This window comes from Marivita sp. S0852 (assembly GCF_046591575.1).
Lineage (GTDB): Bacteria > Pseudomonadota > Alphaproteobacteria > Rhodobacterales > Rhodobacteraceae > Marivita.
Genome location: NZ_JBIQWA010000002.1, coordinates 43303 through 67539 on the forward strand (window position 1 = coordinate 43303; position 24237 = coordinate 67539).

24 protein-coding genes are annotated in these 24237 nt (G+C 59.8%); 9 read left to right on the forward strand and 15 right to left on the reverse strand.

All coding sequences use genetic code 11. The features are described from left to right. Position 1 precedes the first annotated feature (1 nt). The 5 genes from ACG74X_RS04295 (at position 2) to ACG74X_RS04315 (ending at position 3175) form a co-directional block, all read left to right on the forward strand. Positions 2-748: a DUF1028 domain-containing protein gene (locus ACG74X_RS04295; protein ID WP_411232924.1), complete on the forward strand. Its 747-nt coding sequence runs from the start codon at positions 2-4 to the stop codon at positions 746-748. A gap of 55 nt (positions 749-803) precedes the next feature. Further along, the gene (locus ACG74X_RS04300) at positions 804-1544 is read left to right on the forward strand and encodes a FadR/GntR family transcriptional regulator (RefSeq protein WP_411232925.1); all 741 of its coding nucleotides are present in this window, start codon (positions 804-806) and stop codon (positions 1542-1544) included. A 327-nt stretch (positions 1545-1871) separates the two neighbouring features. Then, positions 1872-2153 (forward strand): integration host factor subunit beta, encoded by a 282-nt coding sequence (gene ihfB / locus ACG74X_RS04305; RefSeq protein WP_247081596.1) that lies wholly within the window; start codon positions 1872-1874, stop codon positions 2151-2153. A gap of 5 nt (positions 2154-2158) precedes the next feature. After that, complete coding sequence (locus ACG74X_RS04310) at positions 2159-2509, forward strand: lipopolysaccharide assembly LapA domain-containing protein (protein WP_411232926.1); 351 nt, start codon at positions 2159-2161, stop codon at positions 2507-2509. Positions 2510-2518: 9 nt separating this feature from the next. Next, a complete protein-coding gene (locus ACG74X_RS04315) occupies positions 2519-3175 on the forward strand; it encodes a phosphoribosylanthranilate isomerase (RefSeq protein WP_411232927.1) in 657 nt (218 codons plus the stop codon). Positions 3176-3195: 20 nt separating this feature from the next. On the opposite strand, the gene ACG74X_RS04320 is transcribed toward ACG74X_RS04315, so the two are convergent. Then, a complete protein-coding gene (locus ACG74X_RS04320; RefSeq protein WP_411232928.1) occupies positions 3196-4242 on the reverse strand; it encodes a quinone-dependent dihydroorotate dehydrogenase in 1047 nt (348 codons plus the stop codon). Continuing rightward, positions 4239-4577, reverse strand: a complete 339-nt coding sequence (locus tag ACG74X_RS04325; RefSeq protein ID WP_411232929.1) for a DUF952 domain-containing protein — start codon at positions 4575-4577, stop codon at positions 4239-4241. The genes ACG74X_RS04320 and ACG74X_RS04325 overlap by 4 nt, the downstream gene beginning before the upstream one ends. 179 nt (positions 4578-4756) lie before the next feature. Between ACG74X_RS04325 and ACG74X_RS04330 the strand changes: the two genes are divergently transcribed. From ACG74X_RS04330 to ACG74X_RS04340, 3 genes are read left to right on the forward strand one after another with little or no spacing between them, the layout of a single operon-like run. Continuing rightward, complete coding sequence (locus ACG74X_RS04330) at positions 4757-6316, forward strand: bifunctional metallophosphatase/5'-nucleotidase (RefSeq protein ID WP_411232930.1); 1560 nt, start codon at positions 4757-4759, stop codon at positions 6314-6316. 54 nt (positions 6317-6370) lie between these two features. Beyond that, positions 6371-7036, forward strand: coding sequence for an SOS response-associated peptidase (locus ACG74X_RS04335; protein ID WP_411232931.1), 666 nt, complete (start codon positions 6371-6373; stop codon positions 7034-7036). Between the two features lie 60 nt (positions 7037-7096). Next, positions 7097-8482, forward strand: coding sequence for an FAD-binding oxidoreductase (locus tag ACG74X_RS04340; protein WP_411232932.1), 1386 nt, complete (start codon positions 7097-7099; stop codon positions 8480-8482). Positions 8483-8560: 78 nt separating this feature from the next. Here the strand turns inward: ACG74X_RS04340 and ACG74X_RS04345 are convergent, their stop codons facing one another. The 4 genes from ACG74X_RS04345 to ACG74X_RS04360 form a co-directional block, all read right to left on the reverse strand. Then, the gene (locus ACG74X_RS04345) at positions 8561-9442 is read right to left on the reverse strand and encodes a carbohydrate ABC transporter permease (RefSeq protein ID WP_411232933.1); all 882 of its coding nucleotides are present in this window, start codon (positions 9440-9442) and stop codon (positions 8561-8563) included. Positions 9443-9454: 12 nt separating this feature from the next. Further along, positions 9455-10477, reverse strand: coding sequence for a carbohydrate ABC transporter permease (locus ACG74X_RS04350; RefSeq protein ID WP_411232934.1), 1023 nt, complete (start codon positions 10475-10477; stop codon positions 9455-9457). A gap of 78 nt (positions 10478-10555) precedes the next feature. Then, a complete protein-coding gene (locus tag ACG74X_RS04355; RefSeq protein ID WP_411232935.1) occupies positions 10556-11797 on the reverse strand; it encodes an ABC transporter substrate-binding protein in 1242 nt (413 codons plus the stop codon). Positions 11798-11877: 80 nt separating this feature from the next. Next, the gene (locus ACG74X_RS04360) at positions 11878-12930 is read right to left on the reverse strand and encodes an ABC transporter ATP-binding protein (protein WP_411232936.1); all 1053 of its coding nucleotides are present in this window, start codon (positions 12928-12930) and stop codon (positions 11878-11880) included. A gap of 300 nt (positions 12931-13230) precedes the next feature. Between ACG74X_RS04360 and ACG74X_RS04365 the strand changes: the two genes are divergently transcribed. Then, entirely contained in the window at positions 13231-15111 is a 1881-nt protein-coding gene (locus ACG74X_RS04365) for an acyl-CoA synthetase (protein WP_411232937.1), read from the forward strand. Between the two features lie 130 nt (positions 15112-15241). Here ACG74X_RS04365 and ACG74X_RS04370 read toward each other — a convergent pair whose 3' ends face one another. The 9 genes from ACG74X_RS04370 to ACG74X_RS04410 form a co-directional block, all read right to left on the reverse strand. Continuing rightward, a complete protein-coding gene (locus ACG74X_RS04370; RefSeq protein ID WP_411232938.1) occupies positions 15242-16657 on the reverse strand; it encodes an amidase in 1416 nt (471 codons plus the stop codon). 66 nt (positions 16658-16723) lie between these two features. Continuing rightward, the gene (locus ACG74X_RS04375) at positions 16724-17044 is read right to left on the reverse strand and encodes an ArsR/SmtB family transcription factor (RefSeq protein WP_411232939.1); all 321 of its coding nucleotides are present in this window, start codon (positions 17042-17044) and stop codon (positions 16724-16726) included. A 76-nt stretch (positions 17045-17120) separates the two neighbouring features. Further along, a complete protein-coding gene (locus tag ACG74X_RS04380; RefSeq protein WP_411232940.1) occupies positions 17121-18353 on the reverse strand; it encodes a mandelate racemase/muconate lactonizing enzyme family protein in 1233 nt (410 codons plus the stop codon). A gap of 45 nt (positions 18354-18398) precedes the next feature. Beyond that, positions 18399-19478, reverse strand: a complete 1080-nt coding sequence (locus tag ACG74X_RS04385; RefSeq protein ID WP_411232941.1) for an alcohol dehydrogenase catalytic domain-containing protein — start codon at positions 19476-19478, stop codon at positions 18399-18401. A gap of 79 nt (positions 19479-19557) precedes the next feature. Next, positions 19558-20763 (reverse strand): TCR/Tet family MFS transporter, encoded by a 1206-nt coding sequence (locus ACG74X_RS04390; protein WP_411232942.1) that lies wholly within the window; start codon positions 20761-20763, stop codon positions 19558-19560. Positions 20764-20830: 67 nt separating this feature from the next. Beyond that, entirely contained in the window at positions 20831-21619 is a 789-nt protein-coding gene (gene pcaD, locus ACG74X_RS04395) for a 3-oxoadipate enol-lactonase (protein ID WP_411232943.1), read from the reverse strand. Positions 21620-21752: 133 nt separating this feature from the next. Next, positions 21753-22730: a threonine/serine dehydratase gene (locus ACG74X_RS04400; RefSeq protein ID WP_411233328.1), complete on the reverse strand. Its 978-nt coding sequence runs from the start codon at positions 22728-22730 to the stop codon at positions 21753-21755. Further along, positions 22730-23554, reverse strand: a complete 825-nt coding sequence (locus ACG74X_RS04405; protein ID WP_411232944.1) for an alpha/beta fold hydrolase — start codon at positions 23552-23554, stop codon at positions 22730-22732. The genes ACG74X_RS04400 and ACG74X_RS04405 overlap by 1 nt, the downstream gene beginning before the upstream one ends. Beyond that, entirely contained in the window at positions 23554-24228 is a 675-nt protein-coding gene (locus ACG74X_RS04410; RefSeq protein ID WP_411232945.1) for a haloacid dehalogenase type II, read from the reverse strand. The genes ACG74X_RS04405 and ACG74X_RS04410 overlap by 1 nt, the downstream gene beginning before the upstream one ends. Positions 24229-24237: the final 9 nt, after the last annotated feature.

The following is a 24237-nucleotide window of genomic DNA, read 5'->3' on the forward strand; positions in this document are numbered from 1 at the left end:
AATGACATATTCTTTGATTGCCAAAGACAGCGATGGCAGCATTGGTCTGATCGTGGCCAGCAAGTTTTTTGCCTGCGGTGCCGCCGTTCCTTACGTATCGCAGAGCGTCGCAGTGGCCAGTCAGGCGTTTTGCAATCCGGTCTGGGGCACCGAAGGGCGCGCGCGTCTGATGGATGGGGAACGGGCGGATGACGTTCTGGCCGATCTGGTGGCCCGTGATGATGGCCGTGCCATCCGGCAGGCGCATATGATGGACAGATCAGGCCATTTCGCGGCTCACACAGGGGCGGATTGTGTGGAGTGGGCCGGGCATCTGATCCGCGATGATCATTCCGTCGCGGGCAATATGCTGGCAGGGCCGCGTGTGATCGAGGCCACGTCCGACGCTTATGCCACGCACGCTGACCTGCCTTTTGCCGAGCGTCTGATCAAGGCCATGCGGGCCGGAGAAGCCGAGGGCGGTGACAAGCGCGGTCGGCAGGCGGCGGGGTTGGTGATCCATTCCGGTCAGGCGCATCCCTGGCTGGATTTGCGCGCCGATGATCACGCCGATCCGCTTGGAGAATTGTCGCGTCTGTGGGCCGTCGCGCAGGAACGGTATGTGCATTTCGCCAAGGGTATGCCGACCGCCGAACGGTTTTCCGGCTATCCCACCCGCGCAGGGATCGACGCCGACATCGCCGCTGCCGAGGCGCGGCGCAAGGCCGAAGGCCGCCCCAGTCAGTCAAATGCGGTCGAGTTTGAGTGATGCACGGGTTTGTCAGACACAGATCCAGGCACCAGCCGATTGGAGTTGTGCGGCCATGAATGTGATGTCGTCCAAAGCGGTGACGGGTCAGGTTCGGGACAAACTTCTCGAGCTAATCACATCGGGGGATTTGAGCGCCGACGGCAAACTGCCGACGGAACGCGCCCTTGCGGATCGCTTCGGGGTGGGCCGGCGGTTTGTGCGGCAGGCGCTGGATGCGCTTGAGGCCGAAGGTCTGGTCTGGCGCAAGCAAGGCAAGGGCACGTTTGCGGGCCAGCCCTCTGATCCGATGGGCGATCTGGCGGCGAAAATCACCGGTGAAACCAATGCGCTTGAGGTGATGGAAGCCCGTCTATGCATCGAACCGGAACTGGCGGCGCTGTGTGCCAAGCGCATGTTGCCGGAAGAGGTTGCGCGTTTGCGGATGCTGGCGCAGCGTCAGCTGGAAGCCAGCGATGCGCAGGCCATTGAGCTGTGGGACGGGTCACTGCACCGGCTAATTGCGCAATGCGCGCGCAACCGGCCTTTGCTGACGGCGTTTTCCCTGCTCGACACGATCCGGTCAAACCGCGATTGGGTGGCGATCCGCGCGAAGGGGCGGGACGGGGCATCTTTGGAAGTCACCCATAACGAACATCTGGCCATCATCGACGCAATTGCCGCGCGGCATGACGGGGCGGCGCGCACCGCGATGCGGGATCATCTTGTCACCCGGTTCGATGCGCTGCGTGGAGAGATCGAAGCCTCGGCCAGCGACCGCGATGATGCCTTTTTCGCGACCCGGCGTTCGACCTGATCGTTTGCGGCATCGGACCAAAGGTTAGGTTCGCAAAGCAAAAGTGGATGTGACATCTGACACTGCGAAAGGTGGACCCATAGCGGGGTGTCTGGTCGGATCAGAGCCGCTCTGGCCGCGAATCGCCGCATCGCTGAGGGTGCCCAGATCGCTGTCCTTGCGGGGATTTGCTGAAAAACCCGGCCCTTATGAGCCTAGAACCGCTTAATTTGGCTGAACTTTCTGCCAATCACGCAAACGCGACGGTTTCCGTAACCGGCTGTCCTGCGTATACTCATCCCTCAGAACACTGGTAAACGTCGTGTTCGTCCAAGGGGATGCGAGACTATGATACGCTCGGAATTGATTCAGAAGATTGCCGATGACAACCCGCATTTGTATCAACGCGATGTTGAGCGCATTGTGAATACAATTTTTGAAGAGATTATCAACGCGATGGCCCGTGGTGACCGTGTTGAGCTTCGTGGGTTTGGCGCGTTTTCTGTCAAAAAGCGCGATGCGCGTGTGGGTCGGAATCCACGCACAGGTGAAGCGGTTGAGGTTGAAGAAAAGCACGTTCCGTTCTTTAAGACCGGTAAGTTGCTTCGAGACAGATTGAACGGAAAGTAAAACTGATGCGATACATTCGCTATGCGTTTCTTGCGGTGCTGGCCATCGCTTTGGTGTCTGTGGCACTGGCCAATCGCGAGATGGTCATGCTGCAACTTTTGCCTTCGGGGCTGTCGGACATGGTGGGGATGAACCGGTCGATTGAACTGCCGTTGTTCATCGTGATCTTTGGCGGCATCGTGGCCGGTTTGCTGATCGGGTTTGTGTGGGAATGGCTGCGCGAACACAAGCACCGCGCCGAAGCCGCGCAAAAGCGGGCGGAGGTCAAAAAGCTTGAACGTGAACTGCGCCGGACCAAGGCAGAGCGTGACAAGGACAAGGACGAGGTTCTTGCACTTCTGGACGAGGCCAGCTGAGCCGGTCTGATGTCTTTGGGAATTCGCACAAAAATCTGCGGGCTGACCCGGCCCGAGGATGTCACCGCTGTTGCGCAGGCAGGAGCGGCGTATTGCGGCTTTGTTTTTTTTCCCAAAAGCCCGCGCAATCTGTCGATCGGTGACGCGCGGGATCTGGCGATTGACGTGCCGGTGGGCATTGCCAAGGTTGCTTTGGTGGTGAATGCGGATGACGCATTTTTGGACGCGATCACCGATGCGGTGCCGTTGGACATGCTGCAATTGCACGGATCTGAAAGCCCGGACCGGGTGTCAGAGGTGCGGGCGCGATATGGTCTGCCGGTGATGAAAGCCGTTGGCGTGGCCGATGCCGATGATGTGGCGTCACTGGACCTTTATGCAAAGGTTGCAGATCAGTTGTTGGTGGATGCAAAACCGCCCAAAAACGCGACCTTGCCCGGTGGCAATGGCATTTCATTTGACTGGCGGTTGATCTCTGCGCGGCGGTGGTCGGTGCCGTGGATGCTGGCGGGCGGATTGACGCCAGACACGGTGGGCGAAGCGATTGCGCTGACCAATGCCAAACAGGTGGATGTGTCGTCCGGCGTTGAAAGCGCGCCGGGGATCAAGGACGCCGATCTGATCGCTCGTTTTGTCGCAGCCACCAACGTGCCGCGCGTCGCTTAGCCGGGCGCGCGCTTGCGGGATCAGGTGTCTGCGCCAATTGCGGCACTGACCGTCTCAAAGCCATCGCGCTTGAGCACCGCCTCCAGACCGTTTGCGATCTCAGGCACAAGGCTGAGGCCCTGATAGGTGAGGGCAGAGTAAAGCTGCACCGCCGTCGCGCCCGCGCGGATTTTGGTATAGGCGTCTTTGGCGGATGCAATTCCGCCCACGCCAATGATCGGAAGCTTGCCGTTTGTTTCGCGGTAAAGCCGGGACAGCACGCGCGTCGATTTTTCGAACAAGGGGGCCCCGGACAACCCGCCCTTTTCCGGCGCGGATGCAGAGGTCAGACCGTGCCGGTCGAGCGTTGTGTTGGTGGCAATCAGGCCATCAATACCGGACGCCAGCGCCACATCCGCCACATCGGCAATTTCCGCATCCGACAGATCCGGGGCGATTTTGAGGAACACCGGCACCGGTGTTTCCAGCGCCTGCCGGGTGGTCATCACGCCGTCAAGAAGCGCCGACAGCGCATCCTTACCTTGCAGGTCGCGCAGCTTTTCGGTGTTTGGCGAACTGACATTGACGGTGGCGAAATCAATATGCGGACCACAGGTGGACAGGACCGTGGCAAAATCCTCGGCGCGATTTTCGCTGTCCTTGTTGGCCCCCAGGTTCAGGCCGATCACCGCGTCGCGGGGGCGGTTTTTGAGGCGGGTGGCAATCGCGTCCATCCCGTCATTGTTGAACCCGAACCGGTTGATCACGGCGCGGTCCTGGCTCAAGCGGAACAATCGGGGCTTTGGGTTGCCCGGTTGCGGACGGGGTGTGGCGGCACCGACCTCAAGAAAGCCGAAACCCGCGCGGGACAGCGGGCGCAGCGCGGTTGCGTTTTTGTCGAAGCCGGCGGCAAGCCCAACCGGATTGGGCAGGGTCAGACCGGCAAGCGACGTGCGCAAGCGCGGGCTTGTCATCGTTCCGGTGGTTGGGGCCAGCCCCAGTTGAAGGGCGCGCAAGGCCAGCCCATGGGCGGTTTCCGGGTCCAGCTTGTGCAGCAGGCGCAGACCGATACGCTCGACCGTGCTCATGCCAGATCGTCCGGAAAGACGTGGCCTGCATCGGTCAGGACAAGCGGTTTGACCCAGGCGATGTCTGCGTGCCGCAAAGGCGCGTAAAGATGCGGAAACAGCGCCCCGCCACGGGACGGCTCCCAGCGCAGATCACCGGACAGCGTACTGTCGTCGAAGGCCAGAAGCATCACATTGTCTTCACCGGCAAAGTGTTTGGCCGCGGTTTCGCGCACCTGGTCGGCGGTTGAAAAGTGAATGTAGCCATCGGCCACATCTATCGGAGCCCCCTGGGTTTCACCCTGGCTTTGCAAGGCGGCCCATTCATCGGCGCGAAGGAGTTTGTAAATCATCATGACGTCCTGTTGCCGTGTCGATGGGGCAGGGTCAAGCCACCCACCTGCGCAGGGGGGGCCAGGGCGGCCCGCGTTTGCCGCTGTGGCGACGGATCTGACGCAACTGCGGCTTTGACTCTCTGCAACAGAGGGATCACGATCAAAGCATAAAAAATCGACCGACAGAGAGGATGTCCATGATGACATATAGATTACTCACAAGCGCCGCTGCTTTGGCGATCAGTGCAGGGGTGGCACATGCCGATTATTCGTTGACCATCTTGCACACCAACGATTTCCACGCGCGGTTTGAACCGATCAGCAAATACGACTCGGGCTGTTCAGCCGAAGACAACACCGCCGGAGAATGTTTCGGCGGATCGGCGCGTCTGATGACGGCGATCAGTGATGCCAAAGCCCGAAGCAACAACCACATCCTTGTGGATGGCGGCGACCAGTTTCAGGGCACGCTGTTTTACACCTATTACAAAGGCAAACTGGCGGCCGAGATGATGAACCAGATGGGCTATACCGCGATGACGGTTGGCAATCACGAATTTGATGACGGGCCGGAAGTGCTGCGCGGATTTGTCGATGCGGTTGAATTTCCGGTCCTGATGTCAAATGCCGACATTTCGGGCGAGCCTTTGCTGAGTGATGCCATTCAGAAATCCGTGGTGATCGAACAAGGGGGCGAACGGATCGGTCTGATCGGTCTGACGCCGCAGGATACGGATGAATTGGCGTCTCCGGGGCCAAACGTGATTTTCACCGACCCGGTCGAGGCGGTGCAGGGCGAAGTGGATCGGCTGACCGAGGACGGTGTCAACAAGATCATCGTGCTGAGCCATTCGGGTTATGGCACCGATATTCGCGTCGCGGAGAACACAACAGGCGTTGATGTGATCGTCGGGGGCCATTCCAACACGCTGTTGGGTGATATGGACAGCGCGGCTGGGCCGTACCCAACCATGGTCGGCAATACGGCGATTGTGCAGGCCTATGCCTATGGAAAATTCCTGGGCGAGCTGAATGTCACGTTTGATGACGCGGGCAATCTGACCGAAGCGGCAGGCGCGCCGATCATCATGGATGCGGCTGTGGCCGAGGATGATGCGACCAAGGCGCGGATCACCGAAGCGGCGGCGCCGCTTGAGGAAATCCGCAACCGGGTTGTGGCCTCGGCTGCCGAAGCGATCGAAGGCAATCGCGATGTGTGCCGGGTGATGGAATGCTCCATGGGCAATCTTGTGGCAGATGCAATGCTGGCCCGCGTGGCCGATCAGGGCATTTCCATCGCCATCGCCAATAGCGGTGGGTTGCGTGCCTCGATTGATGCGGGCGATGTGACCATGGGCGAGGTGCTGACCGTGCTGCCGTTCCAGAACACGTTGTCAACCTTTCAGATCACCGGCGAAACGCTTGTCGCGGCACTTGAGAACGGTGTCAGTCAGGTTGAGGACGGGGCCGGTCGCTTCCCTCAGGTTGCGGGAATGAGCTTTGCCGTGGATCTGACACAAGAGCCGGGACGCCGGGTTTCGGACGTGATGATCGGCGGCGCGCCGGTTGAGATGGACAAGGTCTATGGCGCTGTGTCGAACAATTATGTGCGCAATGGTGGCGACGGGTATGCGATGCTGCGGGATGCGCAAAATGCGTATGATTTCGGGCCGGATCTTGCCGATGTGACGGCAGAATATCTGGCCGAAAACGCACCTTATCAGCCTTATACGGATGGGCGCATCACAATCAATCGCTAACCGCTGAACGGGTCGGGCCCTGGGGTCCGGCCTGATTTGCCCGTGTGTGGACCCATGTGTGGACGATTTTCCCTGACATTGCCGTCCGATGCGATGGCGCAGCTGTTTCAAGCGGTGCCTGCCAACGCGTTGCCGGAGGGTCCCAATTATAACATCTGTCCGACAAATCAGGTGCATGCGGTCCATCTTGTCGATGGCACACGGCGTTTGGTTTCCATGCGTTGGGGGTTCCTGCCGCAGTGGTACAAAACCGAAAATGGCGGCCCCTTGCTGATCAACGCACGCGCCGAAACGATTGCAGACAAGCCAGCCTTCAAATCGGCCTGCCGCACCCGGCGCTGCCTGATCCCGGCCTCCGGGTTCTACGAATGGACCAAGGACGAAAAGGGCAACCGTTTGCCCTGGTATACCTATCCGACGCAGGGGCCGATCCTGGCCTTTGCCGGGATATGGCAGGATTGGGAACGGGACGGGGTGGCGCACCGCACATGTGCGATTGTCACAACGGCGGCGGGTGACAAGATGTCCGCGCTGCATCATCGTCAACCGGTGACGCTTGACCCCGATCAATGGCCGCTTTGGCTGGGCGAGGCCGGGCATGGCGCGGCCCGGCTGATGACGGCGGCACCGGACCGCACATTGGCGCTTTATCGGGTCGATCCCAAGGTCAATTCCAATCGCGCGACAGGCGCAGATCTGATTGAGCCATTGATCCCCTGACAAGGGTTTCGTGCGACGCGCGATGGCGCTACATCCGTCCCGAGCAATCAGGAGGCCGCAATGCGTTCCGCACATATAGAACAGACCATCACCGCCCTGCGCACGCTTTTGGGGGATCGCCTGTCAACCGGATCTTCGGTGCTGGATCAGCACAGCCATGACGAAGCGTATACCAGCCCGATGCGTCCCGACGCGGTGGCCTTTCCCGAAACCACGCAAGAGGTGTCGGCGATCCTGCGTCTGTGCAACGAAAACTCATGCCCCGTGGTGCCTTACGGCATCGGATCATCGTTGGAAGGGCATATCGTTCCGGTTCAGGGCGGCATTACCATTGACACCAGCCGCATGAACAAAGTGCTGGAAATCCACGAAAGCGATCTGGATGCGGTGGTCGAGCCGGGTGTCACCCGCACCCAGCTGAACGAGGCCCTGCGCGCAACCGGGCTTATGTTCACCGTTGATCCCGGTGCGGATGCCACGCTGGGCGGCATGGCCGCGACACGGGCTTCTGGCACCAATACCGTGCGCTATGGCACGATGGCGGATAATGTGCTGGCGATGGAAGTGGTGCTGCCTGATGGGCAAATCCTTCATACCGGAAGCCGCGCGCGGAAATCTTCGACAGGGTATGATCTGACGCATCTTTTCGTCGGATCAGAGGGCACTCTGGGCATCATCACCAAGCTGACGGTCAGGCTATATGGTCAACCAGAGCATATCGCGGCGGCAACCTGCGCCTTTCCCAATATCGAAAGCGCGGTTGATACCGTCATTCTTGCCATTCAGATGGGTTTGCCGCTGGCGCGGATTGAGCTGCTGGACGAGATGCAGATGAAAGGCATGAATATCTACAATCCCGATATGGTCTTGCCGGAAATCCCGCATCTTTTCCTTGAATTTCACGGTACCGAGGCGGGCGTTGCGGAACAGGTCGAAAGCTTTGCCGCGCTGGTCGAGGAAAATGGCGGATCGGACTTTGCCTGGGCCAGCAAAACCGAGGACCGCACCCGTCTGTGGAAGGCCCGCCACGAGGCCTATTACGCGGGCAAGGCGCTGCGCAAAGGGGCCGAAAGCGTGGTCACGGATTGTTGCGTTCCGATCTCGGCGCTGGCGGCGTGCATTGCCAAAACAAAGGAAATCGTCGCGGCATCCGGCCTGATCGCGCCATTGGTGGGCCATGTGGGGGACGGCAATTTCCATCTTCTTATTCTGATTGAACCCAACAACACAGACGAGATGGCCCGCGCCAGGGATCTGGCGGAACAGGTGAACATGCTGGCGCTGGAGTTTGGTGGAACGGTCAGCGGGGAACATGGTGTCGGGCTGGGCAAGCGCAAATATCTGGCGCAGGAACATGGCCCGGCCTATGCGCTGATGAACACGCTGAAACGCACGATTGATCCCAACAACATCATGAATCCCGGCAAGCTGGTGACGCTGAACTAGGCGGGGGCAGATCATAGACCGCCGGTGCAGGCACCCGGCAGGGCCGCCTTTGCTGCGCGTTTGCCCGCCGATACGGGATCAGCCTTTCACCGCCCCTGCGGTCAGGCCGGACACGATCTGGCGCTGGAAAAACATGATCAGCAAAAACAGAGGGGCGGTTGTTGACACAACGGCGGCCACCGCAAACATGACGTTGCCTTTGGTCTGGGTGGTGCCCAGGAAAGACGCGATTTTGGGGATCATGGTCTGGTTCTGCTTGTCCAGGATCATCGCGGTCACCGCAAAATCGTTATAGGCCAGCAGAAACGAAAACAGCCCCGTTGTGATCACCCCCGGCCACATCACGGGGATGATGACATAGCGAAACGCCTGAAAGCGGGTACAGCCATCCACCATCGCGCTTTCGTCCAGATCCTGGGGGATATTCTTGAAAAACGAATGTAGCATCCAAAGCGTAAAGGGCTGGTTGATTGCCACCAACACGATGACCGCGGTGGGCAGATAGCCCCATACGTTCCATTCAAAGAAGACCGGCAGATACCCCGACACCAAAGTGATCGGCGGCATCGCGCGAAAGATCAGCGCAACCAGCAGGAACCAGAACGCGTAGCGATAGGTCGAACGGGCCAGAGCGTATCCGCCCAATGTGCCGAAGGTCAGCGAAATGGTCACAACGAAAAGACACACCAGCATCGAATTCAATGCCGCGCGCCAGAATTCTTCCTGCACCCAGGCCCCGCGATAGCCCTGGGTGGTAAAGGCATCACCGGTTTCGGTTGTGGTCAGTTCGCCGGTCAGGGCATTGGTCCAGTCCGCCAGTGAAAAGAAATCGCCTTCAACCTTGAACGATCCCCAGAGCGTCCAGAAAAAGGGAAAGGCAGCGGCCAGCAACCATATCACAAGGATCGCCAGCAGAAGGATGTTCAATGCGAGGGGCCGTTTTTGCGCCTGGCTTGCCATGTCCGAACTCCTCTATGCCTTACCGTAAGCGCGATAGGTCCGGATGAGGACCGGCGACAACAGGATGGCGACACCCAGAATGGTCAGCACGGATGTCGCCGCGGCCGAACTAAGCTGTTGGGTTTCACCGCCCAGATCGTTGTAGATCGCCCAGCTGAGAGAGGTCGCATGGGCGCTGGCGTTGAAGCTCACGATCGGTTCGAACACCCGGAAATTATCCATCAGTTGGATCAGCGCAATAAATGTGGTCAGTGGCAGCAGATGTGGAATGATCACATGCCGGATTTGTTGCCAGCGGCTTGCTCCGTCGATGCGCGCGGCCTCAAGCGTGTCGGTGTTCACCGTTTGCAGCCCGGCATAGTAGATGATGAAGGCAAATGGCGCAGAGGACCAGACGCCATAGACCATCAGCATAATCCACATCAGCCCGGTATCTGCCTTGACCGACAGCGATGGATCATCCGCAAGCCATCGCAGCGCGGTGCCAAGGATGCCGCGCGCATCCACCATCCAGAACAGGATCAACGCGCCCACAAGCGGGGTCACAATCATGGGCAGAAGCGAGAAAAAGATCATCGGCCCCCGCAAGGACCGGGCCGCCGCATTCACCGCGACGGCAATCACAAAGCCAAAGATCACCGTCAGCGGAGTGACCACAAATGTATAGGTCAGCGTGAAGCCAAGCGCCTTGTAAAATGGCAGGTTCATCAGATTGCCAAGAAAATCCCGCAAGCCGGTGCTTTGGTCCCAGATCAGGCCGATTTCGCCGACCGCAAGATGGTTGCGGTCTTTGTAAATTTCCAGCCCCGCGAATTGGCCCAATGGCTGTTCGGCGCGCAGGGCAGCGGTGGCGTCCTGGTCAATGGCGGTGGCGGTGGTGCAGCCGAACGGCCCGCAGTTTTCAACCTCGATGATGACCTGCTCATGCGCCACATGGAAGGATTGCAAAACCACGGACACGATCGGGAAAAAGATGAACAACAGCATCGCAATGGCAGACGGTAGAACGAACCAGAAAAATGCGGTGTGTTTCATCGAAATACCTATGCGTGCGCAGTTGGTCGGATGAGCAAGGCGCGCAGAGGCAGCAATCTGTCTCTGCGCGGTGCGGGCTTAGTTCACAAAGCCCTTTTCGCGGGCAGCAGCCATATAGGCGGCTTCAATGTCGGACAGCGCCTGTTCTGCGCTTTCCTTGCCCTGCAGGAAATCGGCGATGTTGTCGCCAAGAGCGGTGTGCAGCAACCCGTGATGCGGCAGCATCGGGTAGGGTGTTGTGCCCATCGAGATCGCCTGGAACACACCCTGGTTCACCGGGGCGGGTTCATAGCCTTCGATCATCCAGACCGCCTGACCCATGGTGGTGTCATCCAGAATGGCCGGGCTGATGGCGTGTGCCATGGCTTTGAACGTCGCTTCGGCATCGGCATCGCTGATGTTTTTGGCCACGGTCCAGCCATCCCACCAAAGGGTCGAGGCGGGCCGGTCCCCGCCGGCCACCGTCATCGGGCCTGCAACAGCGGTGTTTTCGTAAACCTGTGGTGCCGAGCCTTCGCTGTCCATCAACACGCCGGTCCGTGACCCCCACATGTTCATCAGGGCGACGTTGCCAGCTTCCCATTCGGCGCTGGTTGCATTGGAATCGTGGGTCAGAAAATCGGGGTTCATATAGTCACTGAGCGATTTGAGCATTTCCAGCGTTGCCACACCCGCCGAATTGTTGATCGAGACATTCGCAGTGCCCGGTTCGTAGAATTCTCCGCCGTGACCCAGATACATGTTCACAAATTCCTGCGCGAGGTTCCAACCCGCAGCGTAGGGGCCACCCAGCGGATTTTCGAGGATACCTTCCGCGCGGATTTTCTCGGCCGCTGCCAGCATCTCTTCGTAGGTTTTCGGTGGTTCGACACCGATTTGTTCAAGAATGTCAGCACGGTACACAAGGTGCTGCGCATTTGCCATAAAGGCCACAGCCATGACCTGACCATTGATGGTGATCAGCTGATTTGTCGGAATGTTCTGACCGTGGGCGGCAATAAGATCATCCAGCGGGCGGATGACATCTTCGTTGATCAGCGCCACAATCGATGAATTGGCCACGATGGCGGTTGTGTATTCAGCCGGATTGCCCTGCATGCCGGGCAGGTTGATGGTCTGGTGATCCGCCGTCAGATTGGCCTCTGCGCTGGTCAGACCCTCGCAGGATTGTGCGGCTGCCGCGACGGTCTGGATCGCGGGGAATTCATTGCCGATGATGCTGAGACGGCCATCGGTGATGCCGCAATCGGCGGCCAAGGATGTTGTCGCACTGGCGGCAACAAGGAAAGATCCCGCCATCAGGATGTTCTTAAGCGTCATGTTGGTCTCCCTGTGTGTTTGGGTGCGCCTTGCAAGCCCGCACCGCACTGTCCCGGTTTGTTCGGGAATATCTTGTGTCGTCACGCGTCAACCCGTGCCCCGCTTTGGGTGTCAAAGACATGACAAATCCTAGCAGGCACACGGATTGACACCATGTCGTCTATTTCGGCTCTGAATGTCTTGTCGGCTTTCACCGCAATAAGGGCAGGACCAATGCGCACCGAAATCATGGTCGCATCGCCCAACAGCTCAAGCGTATAGATCGGTGCCGTGATCTGGCCATCGCCATTTTCGGCAAGGGTGGCATCTTCGGCCCGAAAGCCCAAAGTCACGGAACCATCCGGGGCGCTCAGGCCCGAAACGCGGGTGTTTTCCGTCTCGAACACCCCGCCGCGTATCTGGCCATCAATCAGGTTCATCGCCGGGTTGCCGATGAAACTGGCAACAAAGGCATTTGCCGGGCGGTCGTAAATTTCGGTCGGGCTGCCCACCTGTTGGACAATGCCCTTTTTCATCACCACAACACGATCCGCGAGCGTCATGGCTTCGATCTGATCGTGGGTCACATAGATCGTTGTGACAGCCAGTTCATGGCTCAAATTCTTGATCTGCGCCCGTGTGCTGACCCGCAATTTCGCATCCAGGTTTGACAGGGGTTCGTCCATCAAAAAGACATTGGGTTCGCGGACAATGGCACGGGCCAGGGCCACGCGTTGGCGTTGACCTCCGGACAATTCCGCCGGCTTGCGGTGCAGAAAGTCGTCCAGTTCAACCATCGCCGAGGCGCGGCGGACCTTTTCGTCATGTGTGGCGCTGTCCACGCCGCGCACCCGCAAGGGAAAGCGGATGTTTTCATAGACATTCATATTCGGGTAAAGCGCGTAGGACTGGAACACCATGGCCACATCGCGGTCTTTGGGATCGAGGGTGTTGATCACCTTGCCATCAATCGCGATTTCGCCGTCGGTGATGTCTTCCAATCCCGCGATCATCCGCATGGTTGTGGTCTTGCCACATCCGGACGGGCCAAGCAGCACCAGAAATTCCTTGTCGGCGATTGTCAGGTTGAAGTTGTCCACCCCAACAAAAGAGCCCCAACGTTTGTTCACGTTCCTGAGCTGGATTTCTGCCATGCTTGCCCCTTCTGAAACGCGCATTTCATGCGTTAGGCCTATGTAGCAAGCCACAGGCCTATCGGTTTGGCAAGAATTCTTTGCAAACGTGTGCAAAAAATTTAGCTTTCGCATCCGCAATGGTTCGTGTGCTGCCAAATGGCCGTTTGGCCGTGTCGGATTGTACGATTTTATGTGACGGACGCAGCGTCATAGAGCAGTGTCGTAGCGTCGTTCTGGTCTGCTGTGATCTATTGTCGGCTAAACACCACCAGCAACGACGTACCGCGCATCCACTGCGCGATTTTGGGAGGGACAGCCATGACGTTTGCGAGTTACGAGGACCGCAATGCTATCGAAAATGAAATGCCGTGGGCCAGCCGCGATTTGCCAGCCACGCTCTATGGCCAGCTGAGCAAAACGGCGGCGGCCTTCCCCGATCGCCCGGCGGTGAGCTACCAGCTGTTGTCCGGACCCAAGGACAAAGCCGAGACGCTGACCTGGGCAGAGCTTTTGGCCAAAACGGTGCAGGCGGCGAATCTTTTCCGGAGTTTGGGTATCGGGGAAGAGGATGTTGTCGCCTACGTCCTGCCCAACACAAACGAAACCATCCTGTCGCTGCTGGGCGGGGCCATTGCGGGTATCGTGAACCCGATCAATCCGCTGCTTGAGCCCGAGCAGATCGCGTCGATCCTGCGCGAGACACAGGCCAAGGTGGTGGTCACGCTGAAAGCCTTTCCAAAGACCGATGTGCCGCAAAAGGTTGCCGAGGCCTGCCGCCACGCGCCCAAAGTGCACACCGTTCTTGAGGTTGATCTGAACCGGTATCTGACACCGCCGAAATCATGGATCGTGCCTTTGGTGCGTCCCAAGAACCCCGGCAATCACCACGCCGATGTGCTTGATTTCAAGACCGAGCTTGCCAAGCAGAAGACAACGCTGGATTTTGCCGACAGCACGGGTGACCGGGTGGCAGCATATTTTCACACCGGCGGGACAACCGGGATGCCCAAGGTTGCGCAGCATCGGTATTCGGGGCTGATCTATAACGGATGGCTGGGTCACAGATTGCTGTTTACCGAAAATGACAGCATCATGTGTCCCTTGCCGTTGTTCCATGTGTTCGCCTGTCATGTGATCCTGATGGCGTCGGTCGTTTCGGGGGCGCATACGGTGTTCCCGACCCCCCAGGGATATCGGGGCGACGGTGTGTTCGACAATTTCTGGAAGCTGTGCGAACGCTGGAAAACCACCTTTGTCATCACGGTGCCCACGGCCATGTCTGCGATGATGCAGCGCCCTGTGGATGCCGATATCTCGACCATCAAGACCGCGTTTTCGGGGTCATCTCCGTTGCCGCTTGAGTTGTTCAACCGGTTCGAGACGGCTTGTGGTGTGCGTGTTGTCGAAGGCTATGGCCTGACCGAGGCGACCTGTCTGGTATCCTGCAATCCGCCGGAGGGGGAAAAGAAAGTCGGTTCTGTGGGTATTCCGTTTCCCTACACGGATGTGAAAATCCTTGCCGAAAAGGACGGTGAGGTGACGGCCTGTGACGTGGACGAAATCGGCGAAATCTGCGTGGCCAATCCCGGCGTCTATGTTGGGCATACCTATACGGAAGAGGCCAAGAATGCCGATCTGTTCCACTTTGGAACACATCTGCGCACCGGTGATCTGGGGCGGCTGGATGCAGATGGGTATCTTTGGATCACCGGCCGGGCGAAAGATCTGATCATCCGGGGTGGGCACAATATTGATCCCGCTGAAATCGAGGATGCCTTGCTGGCCCATTCCGCGGTGGCCTTCGCCGGAGCCATCGGTCAGCCCGACGCCCATGCCGGAGAGTTGCCCTGTGCGTTTGTCGAACTGGTCGAGGGGGCAGAGGTGACCGAGCAAGAGCTGATCGCGCATTGCAAGATCCATGTGCATGAACGGGCTGCCCAGCCCAAACACATGACAATTCTTGACGAGCTGCCGAAAACCGCCGTGGGCAAGATTTTCAAACCCGATTTGCGCAAACACGCCATTGCCCGCGTGTTCAACGCAGCGTTGGACGATGCGGATCTGTCCGCGCGGGTTGTGTCGGTGATTGATGACAAAAAACGTGGTCTGGTGGCGCAGGTGCATCTGAACGATGACACGCCAGAAGCGGTTGGTCACGTGCTGGGCAATTTTGCCAATCGCTGGGAAGAGGCGGCGTGAGGCCGGTTTCGGATCGGCTTTGCCGATCCGACCCGCGCGCCTTTGGCGCGCGATTGCATATTGATAAAAAGAAGAAGAGCGCCGCGCGCCCTTGAGGTGGGCCGCTGAGCCTGTGCACGTATCCGGGCGGTCAAGGAGAGCGGGGGTCGATGCAGGTGACGGGCAGCGCCAGCGCCTGTTCCAGCGAATGGGCGATCTGCAACAGACGGGCCTCGCCGCGTGGCGGCCCAATCAGTTGCACGCCGACTGGCATGCCCGAAGGGGTGAAGCCAACCGGCAAGGACAAAGCCGGTAATCCTGTCACCGTTGCCAGAAAGGCGAATTGCAACCAGTCGATATAGTCCCGCATGGCGCGGCCTGCGACCTCTGAGGGGTATTCGATTTCGACCGGCAGCGGGGCCAGTCCATTGACCGGGCAGGCCAGCACGTCGAAGGTTTCAAAAAACGTGACCATGCGTGCATAGAGGGCCGCGCGATCCCGTTCTGCGCGGGCATAATCGGCAAATGTCATCGCCTCTGCATCGGCCAGGTTGCCTTTGATCGTGTCCTTGTAGTGCCGGGAGACGTCTGGTGGTGTGGCCTGATAACTGCCCAGAAACGACAGACAGCGCAGCGCGCGGAAGGTTTCGTCCAGTCGGGGCAGATCGGGGCAGTGGTCATCGACAGATAGGCCCGGACGCTCCAGCCCGCCCAAGGCGGCCCGCAGCACGGTGTCAATCTCGGGTGTGACGGCGGCAAATCCGTTCAGGTCGGGGGTATAGGCGATCCGGATTGCGCCCGCGTCGCGTTGTGCGGTTTCAAAATAGGGGGCGTCCGGTGCCGGAAACGAGATTGGCCAAGTTTGATCGTAGCCAGCCATCGCATCCAGAAACAGCGCACAATCCAGAACATCCCGCGCCATCGGGCCGTCAACGCCGCCTGTGGTAAATGCCAGTGAGGCCGAGCTGCCGCCCGCGATTCCCGGAGAGGGGCGCAACCCCACGATACCGCAGTAATTTGCCGGGCTGCGCAGGCTGCCGCCAAAATCCGATCCGTGACTGAGCCAGAGCGTACCGGTGGCCAGCGAAACAGCCGCCCCGCCTGATGATCCGGCCGCGTTCAGCGCCGTGTTCCACGGATTTCGGGTGGCCCCGAACACCGTGTTGAACGTGTTGGCCCCAGCCCCAATTTCGGGTGTGTTGGTTTTGCCAAGCACAACGCCGCCGCTTTGTTCCAGCCGGGTGACCAGAGGGTCGGATGTGGTTGGGATGTGGTCGGCATAGCCTTGGGTGCCAAACGTGGTGCGCACGTCTTTCACCTCTGTCAGATCCTTGATCCCGATCGGCAATCCGGCCAATGGCGTGTCGGGGGCAACCTGCGCATGTCGCGCCCGCTCCGGGCAGCGTGTGACAACGGCATTGACCGCAGGTTCGACCTGATCCATGCGCGCAAGGCTGGCCGAGATCAGCTCGTCTGTGGACACCTCGCCGTTGCGCAACAACGCAATGATATCGCGCGCCGGTTTCGCGCACAAATCGGGGCCTGAGAACTGTGTGTCAGGACGCATATGTCACCTATTGTCATTTCAGTTGGCAGACTGGCCCAAACGCAGCTGCGACACTAGGGTGTTTGGCTAGGTTTTGCAGAACATGTCGTGCAGTAGTGCAATCATACGCTCTGTGTCAGTGTTGCTGAGGCTGTAATAGATGGTTTTGCCTTCGCGGCGCGTTTTCACCAGCTCTTCCTCTCTGAGGCGCGACAGCATCTGGCTGACGGCGGCCTGACGGATGCCCAAAAGCGTTTCCAGCTCCCCGACAGAGCGTTCGCCGGAGGCCAGATGACACAGGATCGTCAAACGGCCCTCATGTGCCAGTGTTTTCAAATAGATGGCGGCGTTTTCGGCGTTTTTGGCCATATCCTGCGCGGTGGCAGGTGCAAGAGCTGTATCAGACATACATCTTATCCTGGTGACATGACGCGGCATATAGCACCATTCTGTGCGATGTATCAAAGCAATAGCGCGTGTGTCGCTAATCTGTGACCGGCGGAGCGCCGCCGACAAACCGATTGCCCTCCTGATAGTTGCAGGGTGTTTCCTGCATTTGCAGGTGCAACCCGTCGCCGGTGTAGGGATGTTCGCGGGCCAAATCTTCGTTCACGTCGATGCCAAGGCCCGGTGTGTCCGACAGCGCGACATACCCGTTTTCGACGCGGATGGTGTTGCCGATCAGATCGCGGTGAAAGGCGGTGTCGATGGTTTCAGCCAGCAGCAGATTGGGGATTGACGTGCCAAACTGCAGGTTTGCGGCCCATTCGATCGGTCCGGCATAAAGATGGGGGGCTATTTCGGCGTTGAAGGCCTCAGCCATGCCAGCAAGCTTTTTCATCTCCCAGATGCCCCCTGCACGGCCCAGAGCCGGTTGCAGGATCTTTGCCCCGCCGGTGCGCAGAAGCGTGGCAAACTCGGCTTTTGTGGTCAGGCGTTCTCCTGTGGCAATGGGTATGCGCACGGCCCGGGCAACCTCGGCGAATTCCAGCAGGTTGTCGGGGGGGATGGGTTCTTCGTACCAAAGCGGCAGATAGGGCTCGATCGCCTGTCCCAGCCGGATGGCCCCGGATGTGGTAAACTGGCCGTGTGTGCCAAAAAGCAGATCGGCCTTGTTGCCCACAGCCGCACGGATGGCCGCACACATGTCGACGGACAGGGCGATGTCGGTCAGGGCAGGCTGGTGCCCGCCATGAAGGGTGTAGGGGCCCGCCGGATCAAACTTTAGCGCGGTATAGCCCTGGCGGACATAGTCGCGGGCGGCGTCGGCCTGGGCGTCGGGATCGGTCCAGAAGCTGTCCATGTCGTGATGGGGCAGGGGATACAGATAGGTATAGGCCCGGATCTTTGGCGTCATGCGTCCGCCCAGCAAGGCATAGACCGGACGGTTGCGCGCCTTGCCAAGGATATCCCAGCACGCAATCTCCAGCCCGGAAAAGGCGCCCATGACGGTCAGATCCGGCCGTTGGGTGAAACCCGACGAATAGACCCGGCGGAACATCAGTTCGATGTTTTCGGGCGTTTCGCCTTTCATGTGGCGGTCAAACACATCCTCGATCACCGCCCGCATCGCGGTTGGGCCAACCGATGATGCATAACATTCCCCCCAGCCAACCAGCCCGGTATCCGTACTGACTTTGACCAGAATCCAATAGCGCCCGCCCCAACCGGGGGCTGGCGGCGCGGTGACGATGATCTCAACAGCGTGCAGTTTCATATGGTCTTTCCGACAGGGGCATCAGACGAATGTGGCAGGGCCGGGTTAAAACAGGATGACATTGCGCTTTGATCCACCGGCTTTGGTGTCGGCAATCGCGTCATTGATCTGGTCCAATGTGAACCGGCCCGATATCAGCTCGTCCAGTTTAAGCCGCCCCTGCCGGTAAAGGTCAGCCAGCCAGGGGATATCGCGCTGGATCACAACATCGCCCATTTTTGAGCCGATCATGCCTTGCCCCATATAAGCCAGCACCACCGGTTCATAGGCGGCCATCGCCCCGGAATGGGGCATGCCGATCATGATCATGCGGCCGCCCCAACCCAGATAGCGCGGTGCGTCATTATAGGCGGGGATCGCGCCCACGGTGACCGCAACAAGATCCGCACCGCGCCCCAGAATGGACAGAGCCTGTTTCCAGGGGGCTGTACCGGTGGCCAAGACGCCATCCGTGGCCCCAAAGGACAGCGCCGTGTCCAGTTTGTCCTGGGTTATATCGACCGCGACGATGCGTCGTGCGCCGGCCAGACGTGCACCCTGAATGGCGTTGAGCCCAACGCCGCCAGCCCCGATCACCACGACATCTTCGCCGGGGCGTAATTTGCCTGCATTGACCACAGCACCAACCCCGGTGATGACCCCGCAGGCCATCAGCGCAACCGCTTCGGCCGGGATGTCATCGGGCATCGACACCACCTGGCTTTGATCCACGATGACCCGCTCGGCAAAGGCACCACAGTTCATGGCTTGGGTCACCGGCGTGCCATCGGCGCGCGACAGCGGCGACGGTTGATCGACCGCGCCGTCGCAGACGGTTGGTTTGCCGCTGGCGCAATTGGCGCAGGTTCCGCAGGCTTTGATCAGGGTGACGACAACGCGTTGGCCGATCGTCAGTCCTGTGACACCCGCCCCAAGCGCCGACACGCGCCCGGCCGCTTCGTGTCCGTAGACCGCAGGCAGCGCACCGCCCCAGGCACCTTCCGCGAAATGGATATCGGAATGGCAAATCGCCACAGCGTCCAGCGTGACTTCGATTTCACCGTCGCGCGGCGCGGCCAGATCAAGCTCTTCGATCACCAATGGCGCGGCGAACTCGGTGCAGACGGCGGCTTTGATACGGGTCATGGGTGGCTCCTTGTGCAGGGGTTGCGGCACCGTGGGGTGCGCGCAATCAGAGCGCAAGCCGGAAGTCGACGACAACGCATCAAGCCGCGACACCCCGGCGGTTTGGAAAACAGAACACAAATAACGCGACCGCAATCAAGCCAAGCGACAGCAGAAATGGCGCACCCGGAAAATAGACCGGTGCCTCCGACCGGGTGAAGGTCGCGAACACATAGGTCATCAGCATTGGAGAAACGATCATCGCCATGGCCCCGACGGATGTCAGCGCGCCTTGCAATTCGCCTTGCCGCCGGTCCCCCACGGTGCGCGACATGATCCCTTGCAGCGCCGGTGTGATGACGGCACCCAACGCGGTCAGGGGCGTCAGGAACAGAGCCACCGTGCCAGAGGTGATAAATGCCAGCGCGCCGAATGCGGCAATATCGAAAACCAGCCCGTAGATGACAGTGCCACGTTCGCCCAACCGGTGCAGGATAACCCGGATCAACCCGCCCTGAACCACCGCCATCATGATGCCAAACATGCCAAGCGACAAACCGATCATGCCCGCATTCCAGCCAAACCGCGCCTGCGCGAAATAGGCCCAGACCGCAGGATATACGAAAAACGCAACCTGATAGAGAAAGAACACCGCAAATAGACGACTTAGCCCGGGCAATGTGCCAAGCGTTTTGAACGCTCCGAACGGATTGGCCCGCCGCCAGTCAAACGGACGCCGGATCTTGTCCGTCACGGTTTCCGTCAGGACGAAATACCCCAGAAGGGCATTGGCACCCGCCAGTGCCGCCGCCGCCCAAAACGGTGCCCGCGTGCCCCATTCGCCCAAGACTCCGCCCATCAAGGGACCGATCACAAAGCCCAATCCAAAGGCCGCGCCGACCAGACCGAAATTCTGGGCTTTCTTTTCCGCTGTTGAAATATCCGCCATATACGCGGTTGCGGTGGCCTGTGTGGCTGCGGTGATCCCGCCAATCACTCGGCCAAGAAACAAAAGCCAGATGCTGCCCGCCAGCGCCATAACCACATAATCGGCGGCCATGACCGCCAGAGTGATCAGCAAAACCGGCCGTCGGCCATAGCGGTCCGACAGATTGCCCATCAACGGGCCGAACAGGAATTGCATAACGGCAAACACGGTGGTGAGCACGCCCCCCCACAGCGCCGCATGGGCCAGATCACCGCCGGTGATGTCGCGGATCAAGTCTGGCATCACCGGAATGATCAACCCGATACCCATCGCATCGATCATAACGCTGACAAGGATAAAAACGACGGGCAGGCGCATGCGCGGGGCTTTCAATGGTCAGGCGGATGCGCCAATAGCGGGCAGGCTACACCTGTCAGGGCAGGCGTCAATGCGCCTGCGCGGCGATGAAGTCTGACAGAGCCCGTGCAAAATTGTCCGGGTCTTCGACACAGGGCAGGTGCCCGGCCTTGCGGATCAGATGAAACCGCGACCCCGGAACAAGATCGACCGTTTCCTTGACCAGATCCGCAGGCGTGGAGCCGTCTTCGGACCCGGCAATGCCAAGCGTCGGCAACCGCAGGCCAGCCGTCATGGTTAAAAAATCCGTCCCTGCTATCGCATGTGAACAGCCGATATAACCATCTGCCGGGGTGCGCGTGAGCATGTTGCGCCATGCGTGATACTCTTCGGTCTGGCGAAAGGGGGGCGAAAACCATCGCTGCAGGATCGAGTCCGCCAAAGCCTCGATGCCGCCCTGTTCAACCCCGGCAATCCGCTCGGCCCAGATATCACGGGTGCCGATCCTGGTTGCTGTGTTGGACAGCACCAAGGTGCGCACCAGATCAAGGCGCTTGGCCGCCAGCCCCTGCGCAATCATTCCGCCAATCGACAGACCGACAAAAACCGCATCGCGGATCGCAAGATGATCCATCAACCGCTCCGCGTCACGCACCAGCGCGCCCATGGTATAGGGGGGGGGTGGGCATTCCGACAATCCGTGGCCGCGTGTGTCATAGCGGATGTATTTCAGCCCGCGTATCGGCAATCTTGCGATCACCTTGTCCCAAAGGCGCAAATCGGTGCCGAGGGAATTGGAAAACACAACCGGCGCGCCATCCGGATCACCATCTATCCGGTAGTGCAGCCGGATGTCTCCCAAATTCGCAATATACATACGCCGTCCTTTGTATTGGTGTTTCTTTGGGCAAAAAATACCTCGGGGGAGGCCGTAGGCCGGGGGCAGCGCCCCCTGACACGGTTGGCAGATGCACGCTTATCGCTCAAACGCGCGAACATGAGGTCGCCCCTTACCCCTCTCCGAAACGCTCCAGCGCGGCTGTGAACACCGCGCGGTCGACATTTCCACCCGAGATCGTGACAATGACCGTGTCGGCCTCAAAGGCGTCCGGGTGGTAAAGCGCCGCCGCAAGCGCCACCGCGCCGCCCGGTTCAGCCACCAGTTTCAACCGTGAGAACGCCTGTGCCATCGCTTTCTGGGCCTCGCTTTCAGACACCACGAGACCGGGGCCGCAGAGGCGTTTCATGATTGGAAAGGTAAGATCTCCGGGCTGCTGCGTGACAATGGCGTCGCACAATCCGCCGGACGCGGTGGCGTTGCGTTCGATCCGGCCCGAAGCCAGCGAGCGCGCCACGTCATCATAATTTTCCGGCTCGGCCGGGCGCACCTGCATGTCGGGGGCCTTGGCCTGCAGCGCCAGCGCAATTCCCGATGTCAGACCGCCCCCGCCGCAGCACACAATCACCTCGGCGTGGGTCACACCCCGCGTGGCCGCCTGTGCGGCGATTTCCAGACCGCAGGTGCCCTGACCGGCAATGACGTCCGGGTCGTCAAACGGTTTGATCAACGTCAGCCCGCGCTTTTGCGACAGCGTGGCCCCGATCGCATCGCGATTTTCCGATGCCCTGTCATAAAGGATCACCTCGGCCCCCAAGGCGCGGGTGTTGTCGATTTTCAAACGCGGCGCATCCGATGGCATGATGATCACCGCGCTGACACCGAATGCTCGTGCTGCCAGCGCCACACCCTGAGCATGGTTGCCAGAGGAAAATGCGATAACTCCGCGTGCGCGCTGTGCATCGGGCAATGCCGATAGGGCCGACCGCGCGCCACGATACTTGAAGCTTCCGGTGTGTTGCAGACATTCGGCTTTGACCAGCACCCGCCGTCCGGCGATCTTGTCCAGAAACGGCGATGACAAAAGGGGCGTCACCCGCGCGTGCCCTTCAAGCCGTTGCGCGGCCGCTTCGATTTTGGTGATGTCCATCAGGTCCTCAGCATATCCAGCCACCGGCGCAAGGCATCGAGGCTTTCCCGTTCGTCCAGAAACGGAATATGCCCGCGATCGGGGATGTCAACGGCGATCATATCGGGACGGCGGGCTTTCATCTTGTCGACGGTTGCGCGTGCCAGAAGGTCGGAATTGGCACCGCGCAGACAGGCCAAAGGCATGCCGGACAAGGCATCGAACAAAGGCCACAGATCCGGTTCGGGCTGAGCGCCATTGGCAAGAACCGCGTCGCGCAGTTTCGGATCATAGGTCAGGGTCAGACCGGTTTCGGTTTGGTGAAACAGTCGGTGTGCCTCGTCCAGCCATCGTGATTTCGGCACATTGGCAAAGCCCGTCATCAGCCGTTCGCGCGCAGCCGCCACCTCTTCATGGGTGGTCAGGGTCGGGGGGCGGCCAAGGTAGTCTTTGATCACATCCAGGCCCTGCGGATCAATTTCCGGCCCGATGTCATTCAGCGCGACACCCAAAAGCCGGGATTTCGCGGTGGCGGCCAGCATCATGGCCACCAGCCCGCCACGCGAGGTTCCCAAGATGGCGACCTGGTCCAGCCCTAGGTGATCCACCAGTTCAACCGCGTCGCGGGCCTCGACAGGTATCTGGTAGGTCGATGGGTCCGCCCAGTCGGATTTGCCCCGCCCGCGATAGTCAAGCGTGATCAGGCGCACGTCCCGCAGGTGAGGGGCAACAAAATCAAAATCGCGCCCGTCGCGGGTCAGCCCGGCAAGGCACAGGACAGGCAGCCCGGTTCCGGTATCGGTGTAATGCAGGGATATCCCGTCCGAGGTTGTGAAACTGGGCATCAGGCAATCTCCGGAATGGTCGAAAGGTCTGGCAAAATGTGTTTTGGCGTGTGCGACAGGCGATCAACCGGGGCGCGTGCGCGGTTCACCCAAACGGTTTCAAACCCGTATCCGGTTGCCCCGGCGGCGTCCCAGCCGTTGGATGATACAAACAGCACGTCGTCTTTGGCACATCCAAACCGCGCGCCGACCATGTCGTACACGGCTGCAGCCGGTTTGAAGAGGCCAACCTCTTCGACAGACAGAACCGCATCCAGAAAGTCGGCGATCCCGGCACTGTCGACCGCACCGTCCAGCATGTCGGTGCTGCCATTTGACAGGATCGCACAGGTCTTGCCCGCAGCCTTGAGACGGGCCAGCATCATCGGCACATCGCGATAGGCGGGCAGTTCCCAATACAGTGCCAACAGACGTTCGCGCAGTTCCGGGTCGTCCAGTTGGGCTTTTTCCATCGCCCAATCCAGCCCGTCTTTGGTGACATCCCAGAACGGGATATACGCGCCGGTGATCGTGCGCAGCCAGGTGTATTGAAGCTGTTTCTGCCGCCAATCTTCGGCCAGCTGCGGCCACACGGCCTTGAGCGCGGCGCGCCCCGGTTCATCGGCGGCCACACGTGCGGCGGCCGCGACATCAAACAAGGTGCCGTAGGCATCAAAGACAAAGACCTGTGCCACGATTTCCCC